14 protein-coding genes and 1 other RNA gene are annotated in these 15,968 nt (G+C 48.3%); 14 read left to right on the top strand and 1 reads right to left on the bottom strand.

Going from position 1 to position 15,968, the window contains the following annotated elements; genetic code table 11:
• Positions 1–340: 340 nt before the first annotated feature.
• The 9 genes from ydiK to BEB42_RS09930 all read left to right on the top strand — a co-directional run bounded on the left by ydiK (position 341) and on the right by BEB42_RS09930 (position 9,614).
• Entirely contained in the window at positions 341–1,453 is a 1,113-nt protein-coding gene (ydiK, locus tag BEB42_RS09970; RefSeq protein ID WP_000248624.1) for an AI-2E family transporter YdiK, read from the top strand.
• Positions 1,454–1,638: 185 nt separating this feature from the next.
• Positions 1,639–1,746: antisense sRNA RprA (gene rprA / locus BEB42_RS09965), an RNA gene on the top strand.
• Positions 1,747–1,881: 135 nt separating this feature from the next.
• Positions 1,882–2,238 (top strand): YdiL family protein, encoded by a 357-nt coding sequence (locus tag BEB42_RS09960; RefSeq protein WP_074501107.1) that lies wholly within the window; start codon positions 1,882–1,884, stop codon positions 2,236–2,238.
• 98 nt (positions 2,239–2,336) lie between these two features.
• Positions 2,337–3,551, top strand: coding sequence for an MFS transporter (locus tag BEB42_RS09955; protein ID WP_105267345.1), 1,215 nt, complete (start codon positions 2,337–2,339; stop codon positions 3,549–3,551).
• Between the two features lie 226 nt (positions 3,552–3,777).
• Positions 3,778–5,043, top strand: coding sequence for an MFS transporter (locus BEB42_RS09950; protein ID WP_001353178.1), 1,266 nt, complete (start codon positions 3,778–3,780; stop codon positions 5,041–5,043).
• Between the two features lie 11 nt (positions 5,044–5,054).
• Complete coding sequence (ydiB, locus tag BEB42_RS09945; RefSeq protein ID WP_000383469.1) at positions 5,055–5,921, top strand: quinate/shikimate dehydrogenase; 867 nt, start codon at positions 5,055–5,057, stop codon at positions 5,919–5,921.
• 30 nt (positions 5,922–5,951) lie between these two features.
• Entirely contained in the window at positions 5,952–6,710 is a 759-nt protein-coding gene (gene aroD, locus BEB42_RS09940; protein WP_000860201.1) for a type I 3-dehydroquinate dehydratase, read from the top strand.
• Between the two features lie 143 nt (positions 6,711–6,853).
• A complete protein-coding gene (locus BEB42_RS09935) occupies positions 6,854–8,449 on the top strand; it encodes an acyl CoA:acetate/3-ketoacid CoA transferase (protein WP_000805657.1) in 1,596 nt (531 codons plus the stop codon).
• Positions 8,450–8,462: 13 nt separating this feature from the next.
• Positions 8,463–9,614 (top strand): acyl-CoA dehydrogenase, encoded by a 1,152-nt coding sequence (locus BEB42_RS09930; protein ID WP_000347836.1) that lies wholly within the window; start codon positions 8,463–8,465, stop codon positions 9,612–9,614.
• A gap of 42 nt (positions 9,615–9,656) precedes the next feature.
• On the opposite strand, the gene BEB42_RS09925 is transcribed toward BEB42_RS09930, so the two are convergent.
• Positions 9,657–10,568 (bottom strand): AraC family transcriptional regulator, encoded by a 912-nt coding sequence (locus tag BEB42_RS09925; RefSeq protein ID WP_000284809.1) that lies wholly within the window; start codon positions 10,566–10,568, stop codon positions 9,657–9,659.
• Between the two features lie 315 nt (positions 10,569–10,883).
• Here BEB42_RS09925 and BEB42_RS09915 point away from each other — a divergent pair, with 315 nt between their 5' ends.
• From BEB42_RS09915 to fadK, 5 genes are read left to right on the top strand one after another with little or no spacing between them, the layout of a single operon-like run.
• Complete coding sequence (locus BEB42_RS09915) at positions 10,884–11,648, top strand: electron transfer flavoprotein (RefSeq protein WP_000692119.1); 765 nt, start codon at positions 10,884–10,886, stop codon at positions 11,646–11,648.
• Positions 11,649–11,667: 19 nt separating this feature from the next.
• Positions 11,668–12,606 carry an electron transfer flavoprotein subunit alpha gene (locus BEB42_RS09910; protein ID WP_000080696.1) on the top strand — a complete coding sequence of 313 codons (939 nt, stop codon included), beginning with the start codon at positions 11,668–11,670 and terminating at the stop codon, positions 12,604–12,606.
• Positions 12,607–12,660: 54 nt separating this feature from the next.
• A complete protein-coding gene (locus BEB42_RS09905) occupies positions 12,661–13,950 on the top strand; it encodes an FAD-dependent oxidoreductase (RefSeq protein WP_105267344.1) in 1,290 nt (429 codons plus the stop codon).
• Positions 13,947–14,240: a ferredoxin family protein gene (locus BEB42_RS09900; RefSeq protein ID WP_000081071.1), complete on the top strand. Its 294-nt coding sequence runs from the start codon at positions 13,947–13,949 to the stop codon at positions 14,238–14,240. Before BEB42_RS09905 ends, BEB42_RS09900 begins: the two co-directional genes overlap by 4 nt.
• A 56-nt stretch (positions 14,241–14,296) precedes the next feature.
• Positions 14,297–15,943, top strand: coding sequence for a medium-chain fatty-acid--CoA ligase (fadK, locus tag BEB42_RS09895; RefSeq protein WP_001353177.1), 1,647 nt, complete (start codon positions 14,297–14,299; stop codon positions 15,941–15,943).
• Positions 15,944–15,968 lie beyond the last annotated feature (25 nt).

Raw genomic sequence — 15,968 nt, 5'->3', positions numbered from 1 at the left:
TCTTTCAGGCTTCTAATAGCGCACTGAAAGGTGATGTTTGTTTACTCTATGGATTTCGAGTTGCAGGAAGGCGGCAAGCGAGTGAACTCCAGGAGCTTACAAAAGTAAGTGACTGGGGTGAACGAACGTAGCCGCAGCACATGCAATTTGAAATACGACGAGTAAATCGTTTGCGTGTTGCCTGATTTGTTGTACCACATTTTTTTCTAACACGCCCATCAGAATTAAGGGCAGAATCGGCCTGTTAAAAACCGCTGAAATTGCTCATCATTATGCAGGTGAGTTTCGCGTGTTCACGTCGCGTCGACGATTTGACGCACAAAAAAGGTGAAAAGTAGTTATGGTAAATGTTCGTCAGCCCAGGGATGTCGCACAAATTCTGCTTTCGGTGCTGTTTTTAGCCATCATGATTGTGGCATGTCTGTGGATTGTTCAACCCTTTATTCTCGGTTTCGCATGGGCCGGTACGGTGGTTATCGCTACCTGGCCGGTATTGTTACGTTTGCAAAAGATCATGTTTGGCCGCCGCTCTCTCGCCGTTCTGGTGATGACGCTGTTATTAGTGATGGTGTTTATCATCCCTATTGCCTTGTTGGTTAACAGTATTGTCGATGGCAGCGGCCCGCTTATTAAAGCTATTTCCAGCGGTGACATGACGTTACCCGATCTGGCGTGGCTTAATACCATTCCGGTGATTGGCGCGAAGCTATATGCAGGCTGGCACAACTTGCTGGATATGGGGGGTACGGCGATCATGGCGAAACTCCGTCCTTATATTGGCACCACCACCACCTGGTTCGTTGGGCAGGCGGCGCATATCGGGCGCTTTATGGTGCATTGTGCGCTGATGCTTCTCTTCAGCGCCCTGCTGTACTGGCGCGGTGAACAAGTGGCGCAAGGCATTCGCCATTTTGCTACCCGTCTGGCAGGCGTTCGTGGAGATGCCGCCGTGCTGCTAGCGGCACAAGCTATCCGCGCAGTGGCGCTGGGTGTTGTGGTGACTGCGTTAGTACAGGCAGTGCTTGGTGGTATCGGCCTCGCGGTATCCGGCGTACCTTATGCAACTTTGCTCACGGTGTTAATGATCCTCTCCTGCCTTGTCCAACTTGGCCCGCTGCCGGTGCTGATTCCGGCGATCATCTGGCTTTACTGGACCGGCGATACCACCTGGGGCACGGTATTACTGGTATGGAGTGGTGTGGTTGGCACGCTGGATAACGTCATCCGCCCAATGTTAATTCGCATGGGTGCCGATTTACCGCTGATCCTGATCCTCTCTGGCGTTATTGGTGGTTTGATTGCTTTCGGGATGATCGGTCTGTTTATTGGTCCGGTTCTGTTAGCCGTTTCCTGGCGTCTGTTTGCCGCGTGGGTGGAAGAAGTCCCGCCGCCGACGGACCAACCGGAAGAAATTCTCGAAGAACTTGGCGAAATCGAGAAACCGAATAAGTAATTTCTCATCAGGCGGCTCTGCCGCCTGATTGTTAACCACCGCTAATTGATATTTGCTTGCTCTTCACTATATTTTCCTGCTTACCGCCTTTCAGCTGGTAGTACCTGTCGCAAATTCTTTACAGTTTTTAAACTAATGAGACGAATCTGATCGACGCAAAAAGTCCGTATGCCTACTATTAGCTCACGGTTATAAATCAACATATTGATTTATAAGCATGGAAATCCCCTGAGTGAAACAACGAATTGCTGTGTGTAGTCTTTGCCCATCTCCCACGATGGGCTTTTTTTTAACATTTTTCCGCTTCGCTACCTCGCCCCTCACTCTTTCCAATAATGTTGCACAAGATACTGTGACTCTCTTCAAGCCGTCAGCAGGCTGATAATGTTATTTATATTTTATTGTTTATTTCATGCAGCCATTACACGATGAACGCTTATGAACTCCAGGCACTCCGCCATATTTTTGCCATGACTATTGATGAATGCGCGACCTGGATTGCCCAGACCGGTGACAGTGAAAGCTGGCGTCAGTGGGAAAATGGCAAATGCGCCATTCCTGATCGTGTGGTCGAGCAACTGTTGGCTATGCGACAGCAACGAAAAAAACATCTTCATGCCATCATAGAGAAAATAAATAACCACATCGGCAACAACACCATGCGTTTTTTCCCTGACTTAACCGCGTTTCAACGTGTCTACCCTGATGGCAATTTTATTGACTGGAAGATCTATCAATCGGTAGCCGCTGAATTATATGCACACGATCTGGAGCGCCTTTGTTAATTTTCCAAAGAAAGGAATTGTCGTTGTTACAACAATAATGAACGGATGCTGACACAACATCGCTTCACTTTTTAAAGCACCTTTGCTAAGTAGAACCTATGAAAAATCCCTATTTCCCTACCGCACTTGGGTTGTATTTTAATTACCTGGTGCATGGTATGGGCGTCATTTTGATGAGCCTGAATATGGCCTCGCTGGAGACGCTTTGGCAGACTAATGCCGCAGGCGTCTCAATAGTTATCTCATCGCTGGGTATTGGTCGATTAATTGTCTTGCTTTTTGCAGGATTATTATCCGATCGCTTTGGTCGCCGCCCTTTTATCATGCTCGGGATGTGCTGCTATATGGCCTTCTTTTTTGGCATCCTGCACACCAATAACATCATTATCGCTTATGGTTTGGGCTTTCTGGCGGGAATGGCAAACAGTTTTCTCGATGCAGGCACCTATCCCAGTTTGATGGAAGCTTTTCCACGTTCACCGGGTACAGCTAATATTTTAATTAAAGCATTTGTTTCCAGCGGGCAATTTTTATTACCGCTAATCATCAGCCTGTTAGTGTGGGCTGAACTGTGGTTCGGCTGGTCCTTTATGATTGCCGCAGGCATTATGTTTATTAACGCTCTGTTTTTATACCGTTGTACGTTCCCACCACATCCGGGTCGTCGCTTACCTGTCATAGAGAAAGCCACCAACTCTACGGAACATCGCTGTTCAATTATCGATTTAGCCAGTTATACCTTATATGGCTATATCTCAATGGCAACCTTTTATCTGGTTAGCCAGTGGCTGGCACAGTACGGACAATTTGTTGCAGGCATGTCATACACTATGTCGATCAAACTACTCAGTATCTACACCGTGGGTTCGCTGCTTTGTGTATTTATTACCGCTCCACTCATTCGTAATACCGTTCGCCCAACAACATTACTGATGCTGTACACCTTTATCTCATTTATTGCTCTGTTTACCGTCTGTCTGCATCCCACATTTTATGTGGTGATAATATTTGCTTTTGTCATTGGTTTTACCTCTGCTGGAGGTGTTGTGCAAATTGGCCTGACATTAATGGCTGAACGTTTCCCCTACGCTAAAGGTAAAGCTACAGGGATCTATTACAGTGCGGGCAGTATTGCGACCTTTACTATTCCGTTGATTACGGCTCATCTGTCCCAAAGAAGTATTGCCGATATTATGTGGTTCGATACCGCCATCGCTGCCATCGGCTTTTTACTGGCACTGTTTATCGGCTTACGCAGCCGCAAAGAAACGTGGCATCACTCGCTAAAGGAAAATGTCGCTCCGGGTGGGTAATGCAATATTCTTTTCAGGTCATGCAAGATCTTACGGATAAATAACTCTTTCTGCGCCAACTAAGGAAAATCGCGATAAAAAACAAACTATGACATGCAATATTCCTGGAAACATAAACTTTATGCCATGTACCCAGGGAAAATCATCTTCAGTATAGTAATTATGTAAACCGTCGGAGAACAATACGTACGGTAACGAAATTATCTTTCAGCAAGGAGCTGTGAAAATGTCTCAAAATAAGGCTTTCAGCACGCCATTTATCCTGGCTGTTCTTTGTATTTACTTCAGCTATTTCCTGCACGGCATTAGTGTTATAACGCTTGCCCAAAATATGTCATCTCTGGCAGAAAAGTTTTCTACTGACAACGCGGGCATTGCCTATTTAATTTCCGGTATCGGTTTGGGGCGATTGATCAGTATTTTATTCTTCGGTGTGATCTCCGATAAGTTTGGTCGTCGGGCGGTAATATTAATGGCAGTAATAATGTATCTGCTATTCTTCTTTGGTATTCCCGCTTGCCCGAATTTAACTCTCGCCTACTGTCTGGCAGTGTGCGTAGGTATCGCTAACTCAGCATTGGATACGGGTGGTTACCCCGCGCTAATGGAATGCTTTCCGAAAGCCTCCGGTTCGGCAGTCATACTGGTTAAAGCAATGGTGTCATTTGGACAAATGTTCTATCCAATGCTAGTGAGCTATATGTTGCTCAATAATATCTGGTACGGCTATGGGCTGATTATTCCAGGCATCCTATTTTTACTGATCACGTTGATGCTGTTGAAAAGCAAATTCCCCAGCCAGTTGGTGGACGCCAGCGTAGCTCATGAATTACCACAAATGAACAGCAAACCATTAGTCTGGCTGGAAGGTGTTTCATCGGTACTGTTCGGTGTAGCCGCATTCTCGACCTTTTATGTGATTGTGGTGTGGATGCCCAAATATGCGATGGCTTTTGCTGGTATGTCAGAAGCTGAGGCATTAAAAACCATCTCTTATTACAGTATGGGCTCGTTGGTCTGTGTCTTTATTTTTGCCGCACTACTGAAAAAAATGGTCCGGCCCATCTGGGCTAATGTATTTAACTCTGCACTGGCAACAATAACAGCTGCCATTATCTACCTGTACCCTTCTCCACTGGTGTGTAATGCCGGAGCCTTTGTTATCGGTTTCTCAGCGGCTGGCGGCATTTTACAGCTCGGCGTTTCGGTCATGTCAGAGTTTTTCCCCAAAAGCAAAGCCAAAGTCACCAGTATTTATATGATGATGGGTGGACTGGCTAACTTTGTTATTCCGCTGATTACCGGTTATCTGTCGAACATCGGCCTGCAATATATCATTGTTCTCGATTTTACTTTCGCGCTGCTGGCCCTGATTACCGCAATTATTGTTTTTATCCGCTATTACCGCGTTTTCATTATTCCTGAAAATGATGTGCGGTTTGGCGAGCGTAAATTTAGCACCCGGTTAAACACAATTAAGCATAGAGGTTAAAGGAGTTAATTATGGATGTTACCGCAAAATACGAATTGATTGGGTTGATGGCCTATCCTATCCGCCACAGTTTATCGCCCGAAATGCAGAATAAAGCCTTAGAAAAAGCGGGATTGCCATTTACCTATATGGCCTTTGAAGTGGATAACGATAGCTTTCCCGGAGCAATTGAAGGATTAAAAGCTCTAAAAATGCGCGGAACTGGTGTATCAATGCCGAACAAACAACTGGCGTGTGAATATGTTGATGAATTAACACCAGCTGCCAAACTGGTGGGGGCCATCAACACCATCGTTAATGATGATGGCTATCTGCGTGGCTATAACACCGACGGCACGGGGCATATTCGCGCCATTAAAGAGAGCGGTTTTGATATCAAAGGCAAAACGATGGTGCTGTTAGGGGCCGGAGGTGCCTCAACGGCGATTGGCGCGCAGGGGGCAATTGAAGGTTTAAAAGAAATTAAACTCTTTAACCGTCGGGATGAGTTCTTCGATAAAGCCCTCGCCTTCGCGCAGCGGGTTAACGAAAACACCGATTGCGTCGTGACAGTCACCGATCTCGCCGATCAGCAAGCCTTTGCTGAAGCCCTGGCTTCCGCCGACATTTTAACCAATGGCACAAAAGTGGGTATGAAACCCCTTGAGAATGAATCATTGGTTAATGATATCAGTCTGTTACATCCGGGACTTCTGGTCACTGAATGCGTGTATAACCCGCATATGACGAAGTTATTGCAGCAGGCGCAACAAGCTGGTTGCAAAACGATTGATGGATACGGCATGTTGTTGTGGCAAGGGGCTGAACAGTTCACGTTATGGACTGGCAAAGATTTCCCTCTGGAATATGTTAAACAGGTCATGGGGTTTGGTGCCTGACAGGCTGACCGCGTGCAGAAAGGGTAAAAAATGAAAACCGTAACTGTAAAAGATCTCGTCATTGGTACGGGCGCACCTAAAATCATCGTCTCGCTGATGGCGAAAGATATCGCCAGCGTGAAATCCGAAGCTCTCGCCTATCGTGAAGCGGACTTTGATATTCTGGAATGGCGTGTTGACCACTATGCCGACCTCTCCAATGTGGAGTCTGTCATGGCAGCGGCAAAAATTCTCCGTGAAACCATGCCAGAAAAACCGCTGCTGTTTACCTTCCGCAGTGCCAAAGAAGGCGGCGAGCAGGCGATTTCCACCGAGGCTTATATTGCACTCAATCGTGCAGCCATCGATAGTGGCCTGGTTGATATGATCGATCTGGAGTTATTTACCGGCGATGATCAGGTTAAAGAAACCGTCGCCTACGCCCACGCGCATGATGTGAAAGTTGTCATGTCCAACCATGACTTCCATAAAACGCCGGAAGCCGAAGAAATCATTGCCCGTCTGCGCAAAATGCAGTCCTTCGATGCCGATATTCCTAAGATTGCGCTGATGCCGCAAAGTACCAGCGATGTGCTGACGTTGCTTGCTGCGACCCTGGAGATGCAGGAGCAGTATGCCGATCGTCCAATCATCACGATGTCGATGGCAAAAACTGGCGTAATTTCTCGTCTGGCTGGTGAAGTATTTGGCTCGGCGGCAACTTTTGGTGCGGTAAAAAAAGCCTCTGCGCCAGGGCAAATCTCGGTAAATGATTTGCGCACGGTATTAACTATTTTACATCAGGCATAAGCAATAATATTTCGGCGGGAATACCCTCCCCCGCCGAACAAAAAAATATATTCAACCGTATTTAATAAAAATATTTCGTGAGTCTCTGTGCGCTAATTCTCCATCTGGCGTAGGGAAAATCACACCTGAATCAGGAATTAACAATGAAACCTGTAAAACCACCTCGTATTAATGGACGAGTGCCGGTCCTGTCGGCACAGGAAGCGGTGAATTATATTCCCGACGAAGCAACACTTTGTGTGTTAGGCGCTGGCGGCGGTATTCTGGAAGCCACCACGTTAATTACTGCTCTTGCTGATAAATATAAACAGACTCAAACACCACGTAATTTATCGATTATTAGTCCAACAGGGCTTGGCGATCGCGCCGACCGTGGTATTAGTCCGCTGGCACAAGAAGGTCTGGTGAAATGGGCATTATGCGGTCACTGGGGACAATCGCCGCGTATTTCTGATCTCGCAGAACAAAATAAAATTATTGCTTATAACTATCCACAAGGTGTACTTACACAAACCTTACGCGCCGCCGCAGCCCACCAGCCTGGTATTATTAGTGATATTGGCATCGGAACATTTGTCGATCCACGCCAGCAAGGCGGCAAACTGAATGAAGTCACTAAAGAAGACCTGATTAAACTGGTCGAGTTTGATAACAAAGAATATCTCTATTACAAAGCGATAGCGCCAGATATCGCCTTCATTCGCGCTACCACCTGCGACAGCGAAGGCTACGCCACTTTTGAAGATGAGGTGATGTATCTCGACGCATTGGTTATTGCTCAGGCGGTGCACAATAACGGCGGTATTGTGATGATGCAGGTGCAGAAAATGGTTAAGAAAGCCACGCTGCATCCTAAATCTGTCCGTATTCCGGGTTATCTGGTGGATATTGTGGTGGTCGATCCGGATCAAACCCAACTGTATGGCGGTGCGCCGGTTAACCGCTTTATTTCTGGTGACTTCACCCTTGATGACAGTACCAAACTTAGCCTGCCCCTAAACCAACGTAAATTAGTTGCGCGGCGCGCATTATTCGAAATGCGTAAAGGCGCGGTGGGGAATGTCGGCGTCGGTATTGCTGACGGCATTGGCCTGGTCGCCCGAGAAGAAGGTTGTGCTGATGACTTTATTCTGACGGTAGAAACAGGCCCAATTGGCGGTATTACTTCACAGGGTATCGCCTTTGGCGCGAACGTGAATACCCGTGCCATTCTGGATATGACGTCCCAGTTTGATTTTTATCACGGTGGCGGTCTGGATGTTTGTTATTTGAGTTTTGCTGAAGTCGACCAGCACGGTAACGTCGGCGTGCATAAATTCAATGGTAAAATCATGGGCACCGGTGGATTTATTGATATCAGTGCCACTTCGAAGAAAATCGTTTTCTGCGGCACGTTAACTGCGGGCAGTTTAAAAACAGAAATTACCGACGGCAAATTAAATATCGTCCAGGAAGGACGGGTGAAGAAATTTATTCGGGAACTACCGGAAATTACTTTCAGCGGAAAAATCGCTCTCGAGCGAGGGCTGGATGTTCGTTATATCACTGAGCGCGCCGTATTCACGCTAAAAGAAGACGGCCTGCATTTAATCGAAATCGCCCCTGGCGTCGATTTACAAAAAGATATTCTCGACAAAATGGATTTCACCCCAGTGATTTCACCAGAACTCAAACTGATGGACGAAAGATTATTTATCGATGCGGCGATGGGTTTTGTCCTGCCTGAAGCGGCTCATTAACAGGAGTATCACGATGGATTTTTCTTTAACTGAAGAACAAGAACTGCTGCTGGCCAGTATTCGCGAGTTGATTACGACCAACTTCCCGGAAGAGTATTTCCGCACCTGCGATCAAAACGGGACATACCCGCGTGAGTTTATGCGGGCACTGGCGGATAACGGCATTTCTATGCTTGGCGTGCCGGAAGAATTTGGTGGCATCCCTGCGGATTACGTCACCCAGATGTTGGCGCTGATGGAAGTGTCAAAATGCGGTGCTCCGGCATTTTTGATTACCAACGGTCAATGTATTCACAGCATGCGCCGTTTCGGTTCTGCTGAGCAGCTACGTAAAACGGCAGAGAGCACCCTGGAAACGGGTGATCCCGCCTATGCCCTGGCGTTGACGGAACCAGGCGCAGGCTCAGACAATAACAGTGCCACTACCACTTACACGCGTAAAAATGGCAAGGTTTACATCAACGGCCAGAAAACCTTTATTACCGGCGCGAAAGAGTACCCATATATGCTGGTGCTGGCGCGCGATCCAGAACCGAAAGATCCCAAAAAAGCCTTCACCCTGTGGTGGGTCGACTCCAGTAAGCCCGGCATTAAGATTAACCCGCTGCATAAAATCGGCTGGCATATGCTCAGCACCTGCGAAGTCTATCTCGACAACGTAGAGGTTGAAGAGAGCGACATGGTGGGCGAAGAAGGAATGGGTTTCCTCAATGTGATGTACAACTTTGAGATGGAGCGCCTGATCAACGCCGCGCGCAGCACCGGCTTTGCCGAATGCGCATTCGAAGATGCCGCCCGCTATGCCAACCAACGTATCGCTTTTGGTAAACCCATTGGTCATAACCAGATGATCCAGGAAAAACTGGCGCTGATGGCGATTAAGATCGACAACATGCGCAACATGGTGTTGAAAGTGGCATGGCAAGCCGATCAGCATCAGTCACTGCGCACCAGCGCGGCGCTGGCAAAACTGTACTGCGCACGTACCGCAATGGAAGTTATTGATGATGCGATTCAAATCATGGGCGGTCTGGGCTATACCGATGAGGCGCGCGTCTCCCGCTTCTGGCGTGATGTCCGTTGTGAACGTATCGGCGGCGGTACAGACGAAATTATGATTTACGTAGCGGGTCGGCAGATCCTGAAAGATTATCAGAACAAATAATCTGCAGGCGGCGCAGCTTCTTAACAAACTGCGCCGCCAGATTTATCCGGCAAGACTTACTGGTTGAGGAAATTCAGATAGGATTTCTTGTTCCGCAAAACAGTTTTTAAATTGCCTGCGGTAATCGCTGGGCGAACAGCCGACATGGCGCAAAAACAGTTTGGCAAAGTGATCGACATTTTCATAACCCACACGCCAGGAGATCTCTGCCTGTGATAATTCAGTATTAGTGAGTGACCATTTCGCTTCCGTCATACGCCGTTGAATAACATAGTTAATAGGGGAAATACGATACTCTTTGGTAAATTCATGGCAGATATAACTGACGCTGGCACGAAATTTTTTCGATAACTGCTCTAAAGTGATTTTTTCGAGATAATTATTATTCAGATAGAAAAGAATATCTTTTATCAGAACATCTTTTTTAATATACCCCTGCTCCGAACGATAAGCATTTTTAAAGTTTTCGTAGTAAAGAATTGCTAACGTATAGGCAAATGCGTCCCATAACGAAGATGTTTGGCTATTTTTACTTTGCGGCAAAATCACACTTAGCTCATTAAATAAGGTTTTAATGACTTCTTTTCCCTGCCCTGCGGCAATGACCGGGCAAGAATGCGGTTGCAGTAGCTGATTTTCCTCAGTCCCCTGAAACTGAAAGCCGTACAGCGCACAGGTACACGTCGTTGCCGGATCGTTAACGTCAGAGGCCACCGCATGCAACCTGCCACGTTCTATCACCACAATGTCATCGGCATGCGCGACATATAACGAAGAATCGATGGTAAACCTTGCTACCCCTTTCTTGACGTAAATCAACTCGGTTTCATTGTCATGAACGTGATGTCCGGACTCCCATTTTGGATCATCGCTAAATGCAAAACGTGAAAGCCGTGGCGTTTTACCGGCGACAAACAGCGTTTCGCTGGCGTTATCAAAACAGCGTTGATACATGACAACCTCCCTATTCCATGAGCAAGCAAAAACAATATATGCCGGATAAAATACGGCGTGTATTGCGGTTATACAACCGCGTTTAGCGAGAGCTAAACAAGATTATTTACACTGAATGCAAGATTGTACGGTCATGGAATAACAACTTTGCCGCAAATTGCACTTTTGTTTTAGCGATCGCATTTTTTTTGCAAGATTGTTGGCAAGGAAAACAGCTTGCTCCGTCGAAAACCCCGCACCGCTATCGCACACTATTTTCAGGCCATTTTTACCTTCCATCGGAGATGGTTCCGTATGCGACTCACAGGAGAAATCATGAAAATAATAACCTGCTTTAAGCTGGTGCCTGAAGAACAGGACATTGTTGTCACTCCAGAATATACCCTGAATTTCGACAATGCCGACGCCAAAATCAGCCAGTTCGATCTCAATGCCATTGAAGCTGCAAGCCAGATTGCAACAGATGACGATGAGATAGCCGCGCTGACCATTGGCGGCTCATTGTTGCAGAACTCGAAAGTGCGCAAAGACGTGCTATCCCGCGGGCCGCATAGCCTGTATTTGGTGCAGGATGCGCAACTTGAACATGCACTGCCTCTCGATACCGCAAAGGCGCTGGCGGCAGCAGTTGAAAAGATCGGCTTCGATTTACTGATCTTTGGTGAAGGTTCCGGCGACCTTTATGCCCAGCAGGTTGGCTTGCTGGTCGGAGAAATTCTGCAACTTCCGGTGATTAATGCAGTGAGTGCTATTCAGCGTCAGGGCAATACACTGGTGATTGAACGCACGCTTGAAGATGATGTTGAAGTTATTGAGCTCTCTGTTCCAGCCGTGCTCTGCGTCACCTCCGATATTAACATGCCACGCATTCCTTCGATGAAAGCCATTCTCGGCGCGGGTAAAAAACCGGTAAATCAGTGGCAGGCAAGTGATATTGGCTGGAGCCAGAGCACACCACTTGCTGAACTGACCGGCATTCGCGTACCGCCGCAAACAGAACGTAAGCACATCATTCTCGATAACGATTCGCCGGAGGCCATTGCCGAGCTGGCGGAACATCTGAAGAAAGCCCTGAACTGAAGCCTACGGAGAAGAAACGATGAGTCAATTAAACAGCGTCTGGGTCTTTAGCGATAATCCTGAACGTTATGCTGAACTGTTTGGCGGCGCTCAGCAATGGGGCCAACAGGTGTATGCCATTGTACAAAATACCGACCAGGCGCAGGCAGTTATGCCTTATGGGCCAAAATGTATTTATGTTCTTGAACAAAACGACGCGCTGCAACGTACTGAAAATTACGCCGAAAGCATTGCTGCCCTGCTGAAAGATAAACACCCCGCTATGTTGCTGTTGGCCGCGACGAAACGTGGTAAAGCTCTGGCAGCACGGTTAAGTGTGCAACTGAATGCGGCGCTGGTGAACGATGCCACGGCGGTGGATATTGTCGATGGTCACATTTGCGCCGAACACCGGATGTATGGCGGGTTAGCGTTCGCTCAGGAAAAGATCAACAGCCCGCTGGCGATCATTACCCTTGCACCCGGTGTTCAGGAACCGTGCACCAGTGATATCTCTCATCAGTGCCCGACAGAAACGGTACCTTATGTTGCCCCGCGTCATGAAATTCTCTGTCGCGAACGCCGTGCGAAAGCGGCAAGCAGCGTGGACCTGAGCAAAGCAAAACGTGTGGTTGGCGTCGGTCGTGGTCTGGCGGCGCAGGATGACCTGAAAATGGTCCACGAACTGGCGGCGGTTCTGAATGCTGAAGTCGGCTGTTCACGTCCAATTGCCGAAGGCGAGAACTGGATGGAGCGTGAACGTTATATCGGTGTCTCCGGCGTGTTGCTGAAATCCGATCTCTACCTGACGCTGGGGATCTCCGGGCAGATCCAGCATATGGTTGGCGGCAACGGTGCAAAAGTGATTGTCGCCATTAATAAAGATAAAAATGCGCCAATCTTCAACTATGCCGACTACGGTCTGGTGGGCGATATCTACAAAGTCGTCCCTGCCCTGATTAGTCAGTTGAGTCGCTAATTCCCTTTCAACCACATCTCCCGCTGTAAACGCAGCGGGAAGGGAGCATAACGCATGTCGGATGACAAATTTGATGCCATTGTGGTCGGTGCGGGCGTTGCCGGTAGCGTTGCCGCACTGGTCATGGCGCGAGCCGGGCTGGATGTCCTGGTGATAGAACGCGGCGACAGTGCCGGATGCAAAAATATGACCGGCGGGCGTCTTTATGCCCACACACTTGAAGCGATCATTCCGGGCTTTGCTGCATCAGCACCGGTAGAACGCAAGGTCACACGCGAGAAAATCTCCTTCTTAACCGAAGAGAGTGCCGTTACCCTCGATTTTCACCGCGAGCAACCAGATGTTCCGCAACACGCGTCTTATACCGTATTGCGTAATCGTCTGGACCCGTGGTTGATGGAACTAGCCGAACAGGCGGGTGCGCAGTTTATCCCGGGTGTTCGCGTCGATGCGCTGGTTCGTGAAGGAAACAAGGTCACTGGCGTCCAGGCCGGGGAGGATATTCTCGAAGCGAATGTAGTGATTCTGGCTGATGGCGTTAACTCAATGCTTGGCCGCTCGCTGGGAATGGTTCCCGCTTCCGATCCGCATCATTACGCAGTTGGTGTTAAAGAGGTTATTGGTCTTACACCAGAGCAAATCAACGATCGCTTTAATGTTATGGGCGAGGAAGGTACCGCCTGGCTGTTTGCCGGTTCCCCTTCTGACGGCCTGATGGGCGGCGGATTCCTCTATACCAACAAGGATTCCGTATCGTTGGGGCTGGTTTGTGGATTGGGTGATATCGCCCATGCAAAAAAAAGCGTGCCGCAAATGCTGGAAGATTTTAAACAACACCCCGCCATTCGCCCACTGATTAGCGGCGGCAAACTGCTTGAATATTCCGCGCACATGGTGCCGGAAGGCGGTCTGGCGATGGTGCCGCAGCTGGTTAATGAGGGCGTGATGATCGTCGGTGATGCCGCAGGTTTCTGCCTCAATCTGGGCTTTACGGTTCGCGGAATGGATTTAGCCATCGCATCGGCCCAGGCTGCTGCCACAACAGTGATTGCCGCTAAAGAACGCGCTGACTTCTCCGCCAGCAGCCTGGCGCAATACAAACGTGAGCTGGAACAAAGTTGCGTCATGCGTGATATGCAGCATTTTCGCAAGCTCCCGGCGCTGATGGAAAACCCGCGCCTGTTTAGCCAATACCCACGAATGGTCGCCGACATCATGAACGAAATGTTCACTATCGACGGTAAGCCTAACCAACCGGTACGCAAAATGATCATGGGACATGCGAAGAAAATTGGGCTGATCAACTTGCTGAAAGATGGCATTAAGGGAGCAACCGCGCTATGAGCCAGAACGCTACGGTTAACGTCGACATCAAATTAGGTGTCAATAAATTCCATGTTGATGAGGGTCACCCGCATATCATTCTGGCGGCAAATCCCGATATCAATGAATTCCGTAAATTAATGAAAGCTTGCCCTGCCGGACTGTATAAGCAGGATGACGCAGGAAACATACATTTTGATTCCGCCGGTTGTCTCGAATGCGGCACCTGTCGGGTGTTGTGTGGCAATACGATTCTCGAACAGTGGCAATATCCCGCAGGCACCTTCGGTATTGATTTTCGCTACGGCTAATCATGCATCCCACAGGCCCGTATCTCGGGCCTGATGTTCTGTTTCGAGAGTCCAAAATGAAAGTGACATTAACGTTTAACGAACAACGTCGTGCGGCTTATCGTCAACAAGGATTATGGGGCGATGCTTCGCTGGCCGATTACTGGCAGCAGACCGCTCGTTCGATGCCAGATAAAATTGCCGTGGTCGATAATCATGGTGCATCGTACACCTATAGCGAGCTCGATCACGCCGCGAGCTGTCTGGCAAACTGGATGCTGGCGAAGGGTATTGAATCAGGGGATCGCATTGCTTTTCAACTGCCTGGCTGGTGTGAATTTACCGTTATCTATCTTGCCTGCCTGAAAACCGGTGCGGTTTCCGTGCCGCTGTTGCCTTCCTGGCGGGAGGCTGAACTGGTGTGGGTGCTCAATAAGTGTCAGGCAAAAATGTTCTTTGCACCGACGTTGTTTAAACAAACGCGTCCGGTAGATTTAATCCTGCCGCTGCAAAATCAGCTTCCACAACTACAGCAAATCGTCGGCGTCGACAAACTGGCCCCCGCCACCTCGTCCCTCTCGTTAAGTCATCTTATCGCCGACAATACCCCACTGACTAAGGCAATAACGGTCCACGGCGATGAATTAGCAGCAGTGCTATTTACCTCCGGAACTGAGGGGCAGCCAAAGGGCGTGATGCTAACGCATAACAATATTCTCGCCAGTGAGCGGGCATATTGCGCGCGGCTGAACCTGACCTGGCAGGATGTCTTTATGATGCCTGCGCCACTTGGTCACGCAACGGGCTTTCTGCATGGCGTAACGGCACCTTTTTTGATTGGTGCTCGCAGCGTGTTGTTAGATATTTTCACTCCTGATGCGTGTCTCGCGCTGCTTGAGCAGCAGCGTTGCACCTGTATGCTCGGCGCCACGCCATTTGTCTATGATTTGCTGAACTTACTGGAAAAACAGCCTGCGGACCTTTCAGCACTCCGCTTCTTTCTTTGCGGCGGCACCACGATCCCCAAAAAGGTGGCGCGTGAATGCCAACAACGCGGCATTAAATTATTAAGTGTTTATGGTTCCACAGAAAGTTCGCCGCATGCGGTGGTAAATCTCGACGATCCTTTGTCGCGCTTTATGAACACCGATGGTTACGCTGCCGCAGGCGTAGAGATTAAAGTGGTCGATGATGCACGCAAGACCTTACCGCCTGGTTGTGTAGGTGAAGAAGCCTCGCGTGGCCCCAATGTATTTATGGGGTATTTTGATGAACCTGAATTAACCGCCCGTGCGCTGGATGAAGAAGGCTGGTATTACAGCGGCGATCTCTGCCGAATGGATGAAGCTGGCTATATAAAAATAACCGGGCGCAAGAAAGATATTATTGTCCGCGGCGGGGAAAATATTAGCAGTCGTGAAGTGGAAGATATTTTATTACAGCATCCTAAAATTCATGATGCTTGTGTTGTGGCAATGCCCGATGAACGCTTAGGTGAACGTTCATGCGCTTATGTCGTGCTGAAAGCGCCACATCATTCAATATCGCTGAAAGACATAGTGGCTTTTTTTAGCCGTAAACGGGTAGCAAAATATAAATATCCTGAACATATTGTGGTAACAGAGAAATTACCACGTACTGCATCAGGTAAAATACAAAAGTTTTTGTTAAGGAAAGATATTATGCGGCGATTAACTCAGGATATCTGCGAAGAGGTTGAATAAGTTTCATACTCGGGGATCACGTAAA

Source organism: Escherichia sp. MOD1-EC5990 (assembly GCF_002965285.1).
GTDB classification, from domain to species: domain Bacteria; phylum Pseudomonadota; class Gammaproteobacteria; order Enterobacterales; family Enterobacteriaceae; genus Escherichia; species Escherichia coli_F.
This window is presented reverse-complemented; position numbering and strand designations above follow the sequence as displayed.

Excerpts from the sequence above, each read along its gene's own strand:
- ydiK (WP_000248624.1), top strand. The coding sequence starts at position 341 with ATGGTAAATGTTCGTCAGCCCAGGGATGTCGCACAAATTCTGCTTTCG.
- BEB42_RS09960 (WP_074501107.1), top strand. The coding sequence starts at position 1,882 with ATGAACGCTTATGAACTCCAGGCACTCCGCCATATTTTTGCCATGACT.
- BEB42_RS09955 (WP_105267345.1), top strand. The coding sequence starts at position 2,337 with ATGAAAAATCCCTATTTCCCTACCGCACTTGGGTTGTATTTTAATTAC.
- BEB42_RS09950 (WP_001353178.1), top strand. The coding sequence starts at position 3,778 with ATGTCTCAAAATAAGGCTTTCAGCACGCCATTTATCCTGGCTGTTCTT.
- ydiB (WP_000383469.1), top strand. The coding sequence starts at position 5,055 with ATGGATGTTACCGCAAAATACGAATTGATTGGGTTGATGGCCTATCCT.
- aroD (WP_000860201.1), top strand. The coding sequence starts at position 5,952 with ATGAAAACCGTAACTGTAAAAGATCTCGTCATTGGTACGGGCGCACCT.
- BEB42_RS09935 (WP_000805657.1), top strand. The coding sequence starts at position 6,854 with ATGAAACCTGTAAAACCACCTCGTATTAATGGACGAGTGCCGGTCCTG.
- BEB42_RS09930 (WP_000347836.1), top strand. The coding sequence starts at position 8,463 with ATGGATTTTTCTTTAACTGAAGAACAAGAACTGCTGCTGGCCAGTATT.
- BEB42_RS09925 (WP_000284809.1), bottom strand. The coding sequence starts at position 10,568 with ATGTATCAACGCTGTTTTGATAACGCCAGCGAAACGCTGTTTGTCGCC.
- BEB42_RS09915 (WP_000692119.1), top strand. The coding sequence starts at position 10,884 with ATGAAAATAATAACCTGCTTTAAGCTGGTGCCTGAAGAACAGGACATT.
- BEB42_RS09910 (WP_000080696.1), top strand. The coding sequence starts at position 11,668 with ATGAGTCAATTAAACAGCGTCTGGGTCTTTAGCGATAATCCTGAACGT.
- BEB42_RS09905 (WP_105267344.1), top strand. The coding sequence starts at position 12,661 with ATGTCGGATGACAAATTTGATGCCATTGTGGTCGGTGCGGGCGTTGCC.
- BEB42_RS09900 (WP_000081071.1), top strand. The coding sequence starts at position 13,947 with ATGAGCCAGAACGCTACGGTTAACGTCGACATCAAATTAGGTGTCAAT.
- fadK (WP_001353177.1), top strand. The coding sequence starts at position 14,297 with ATGAAAGTGACATTAACGTTTAACGAACAACGTCGTGCGGCTTATCGT.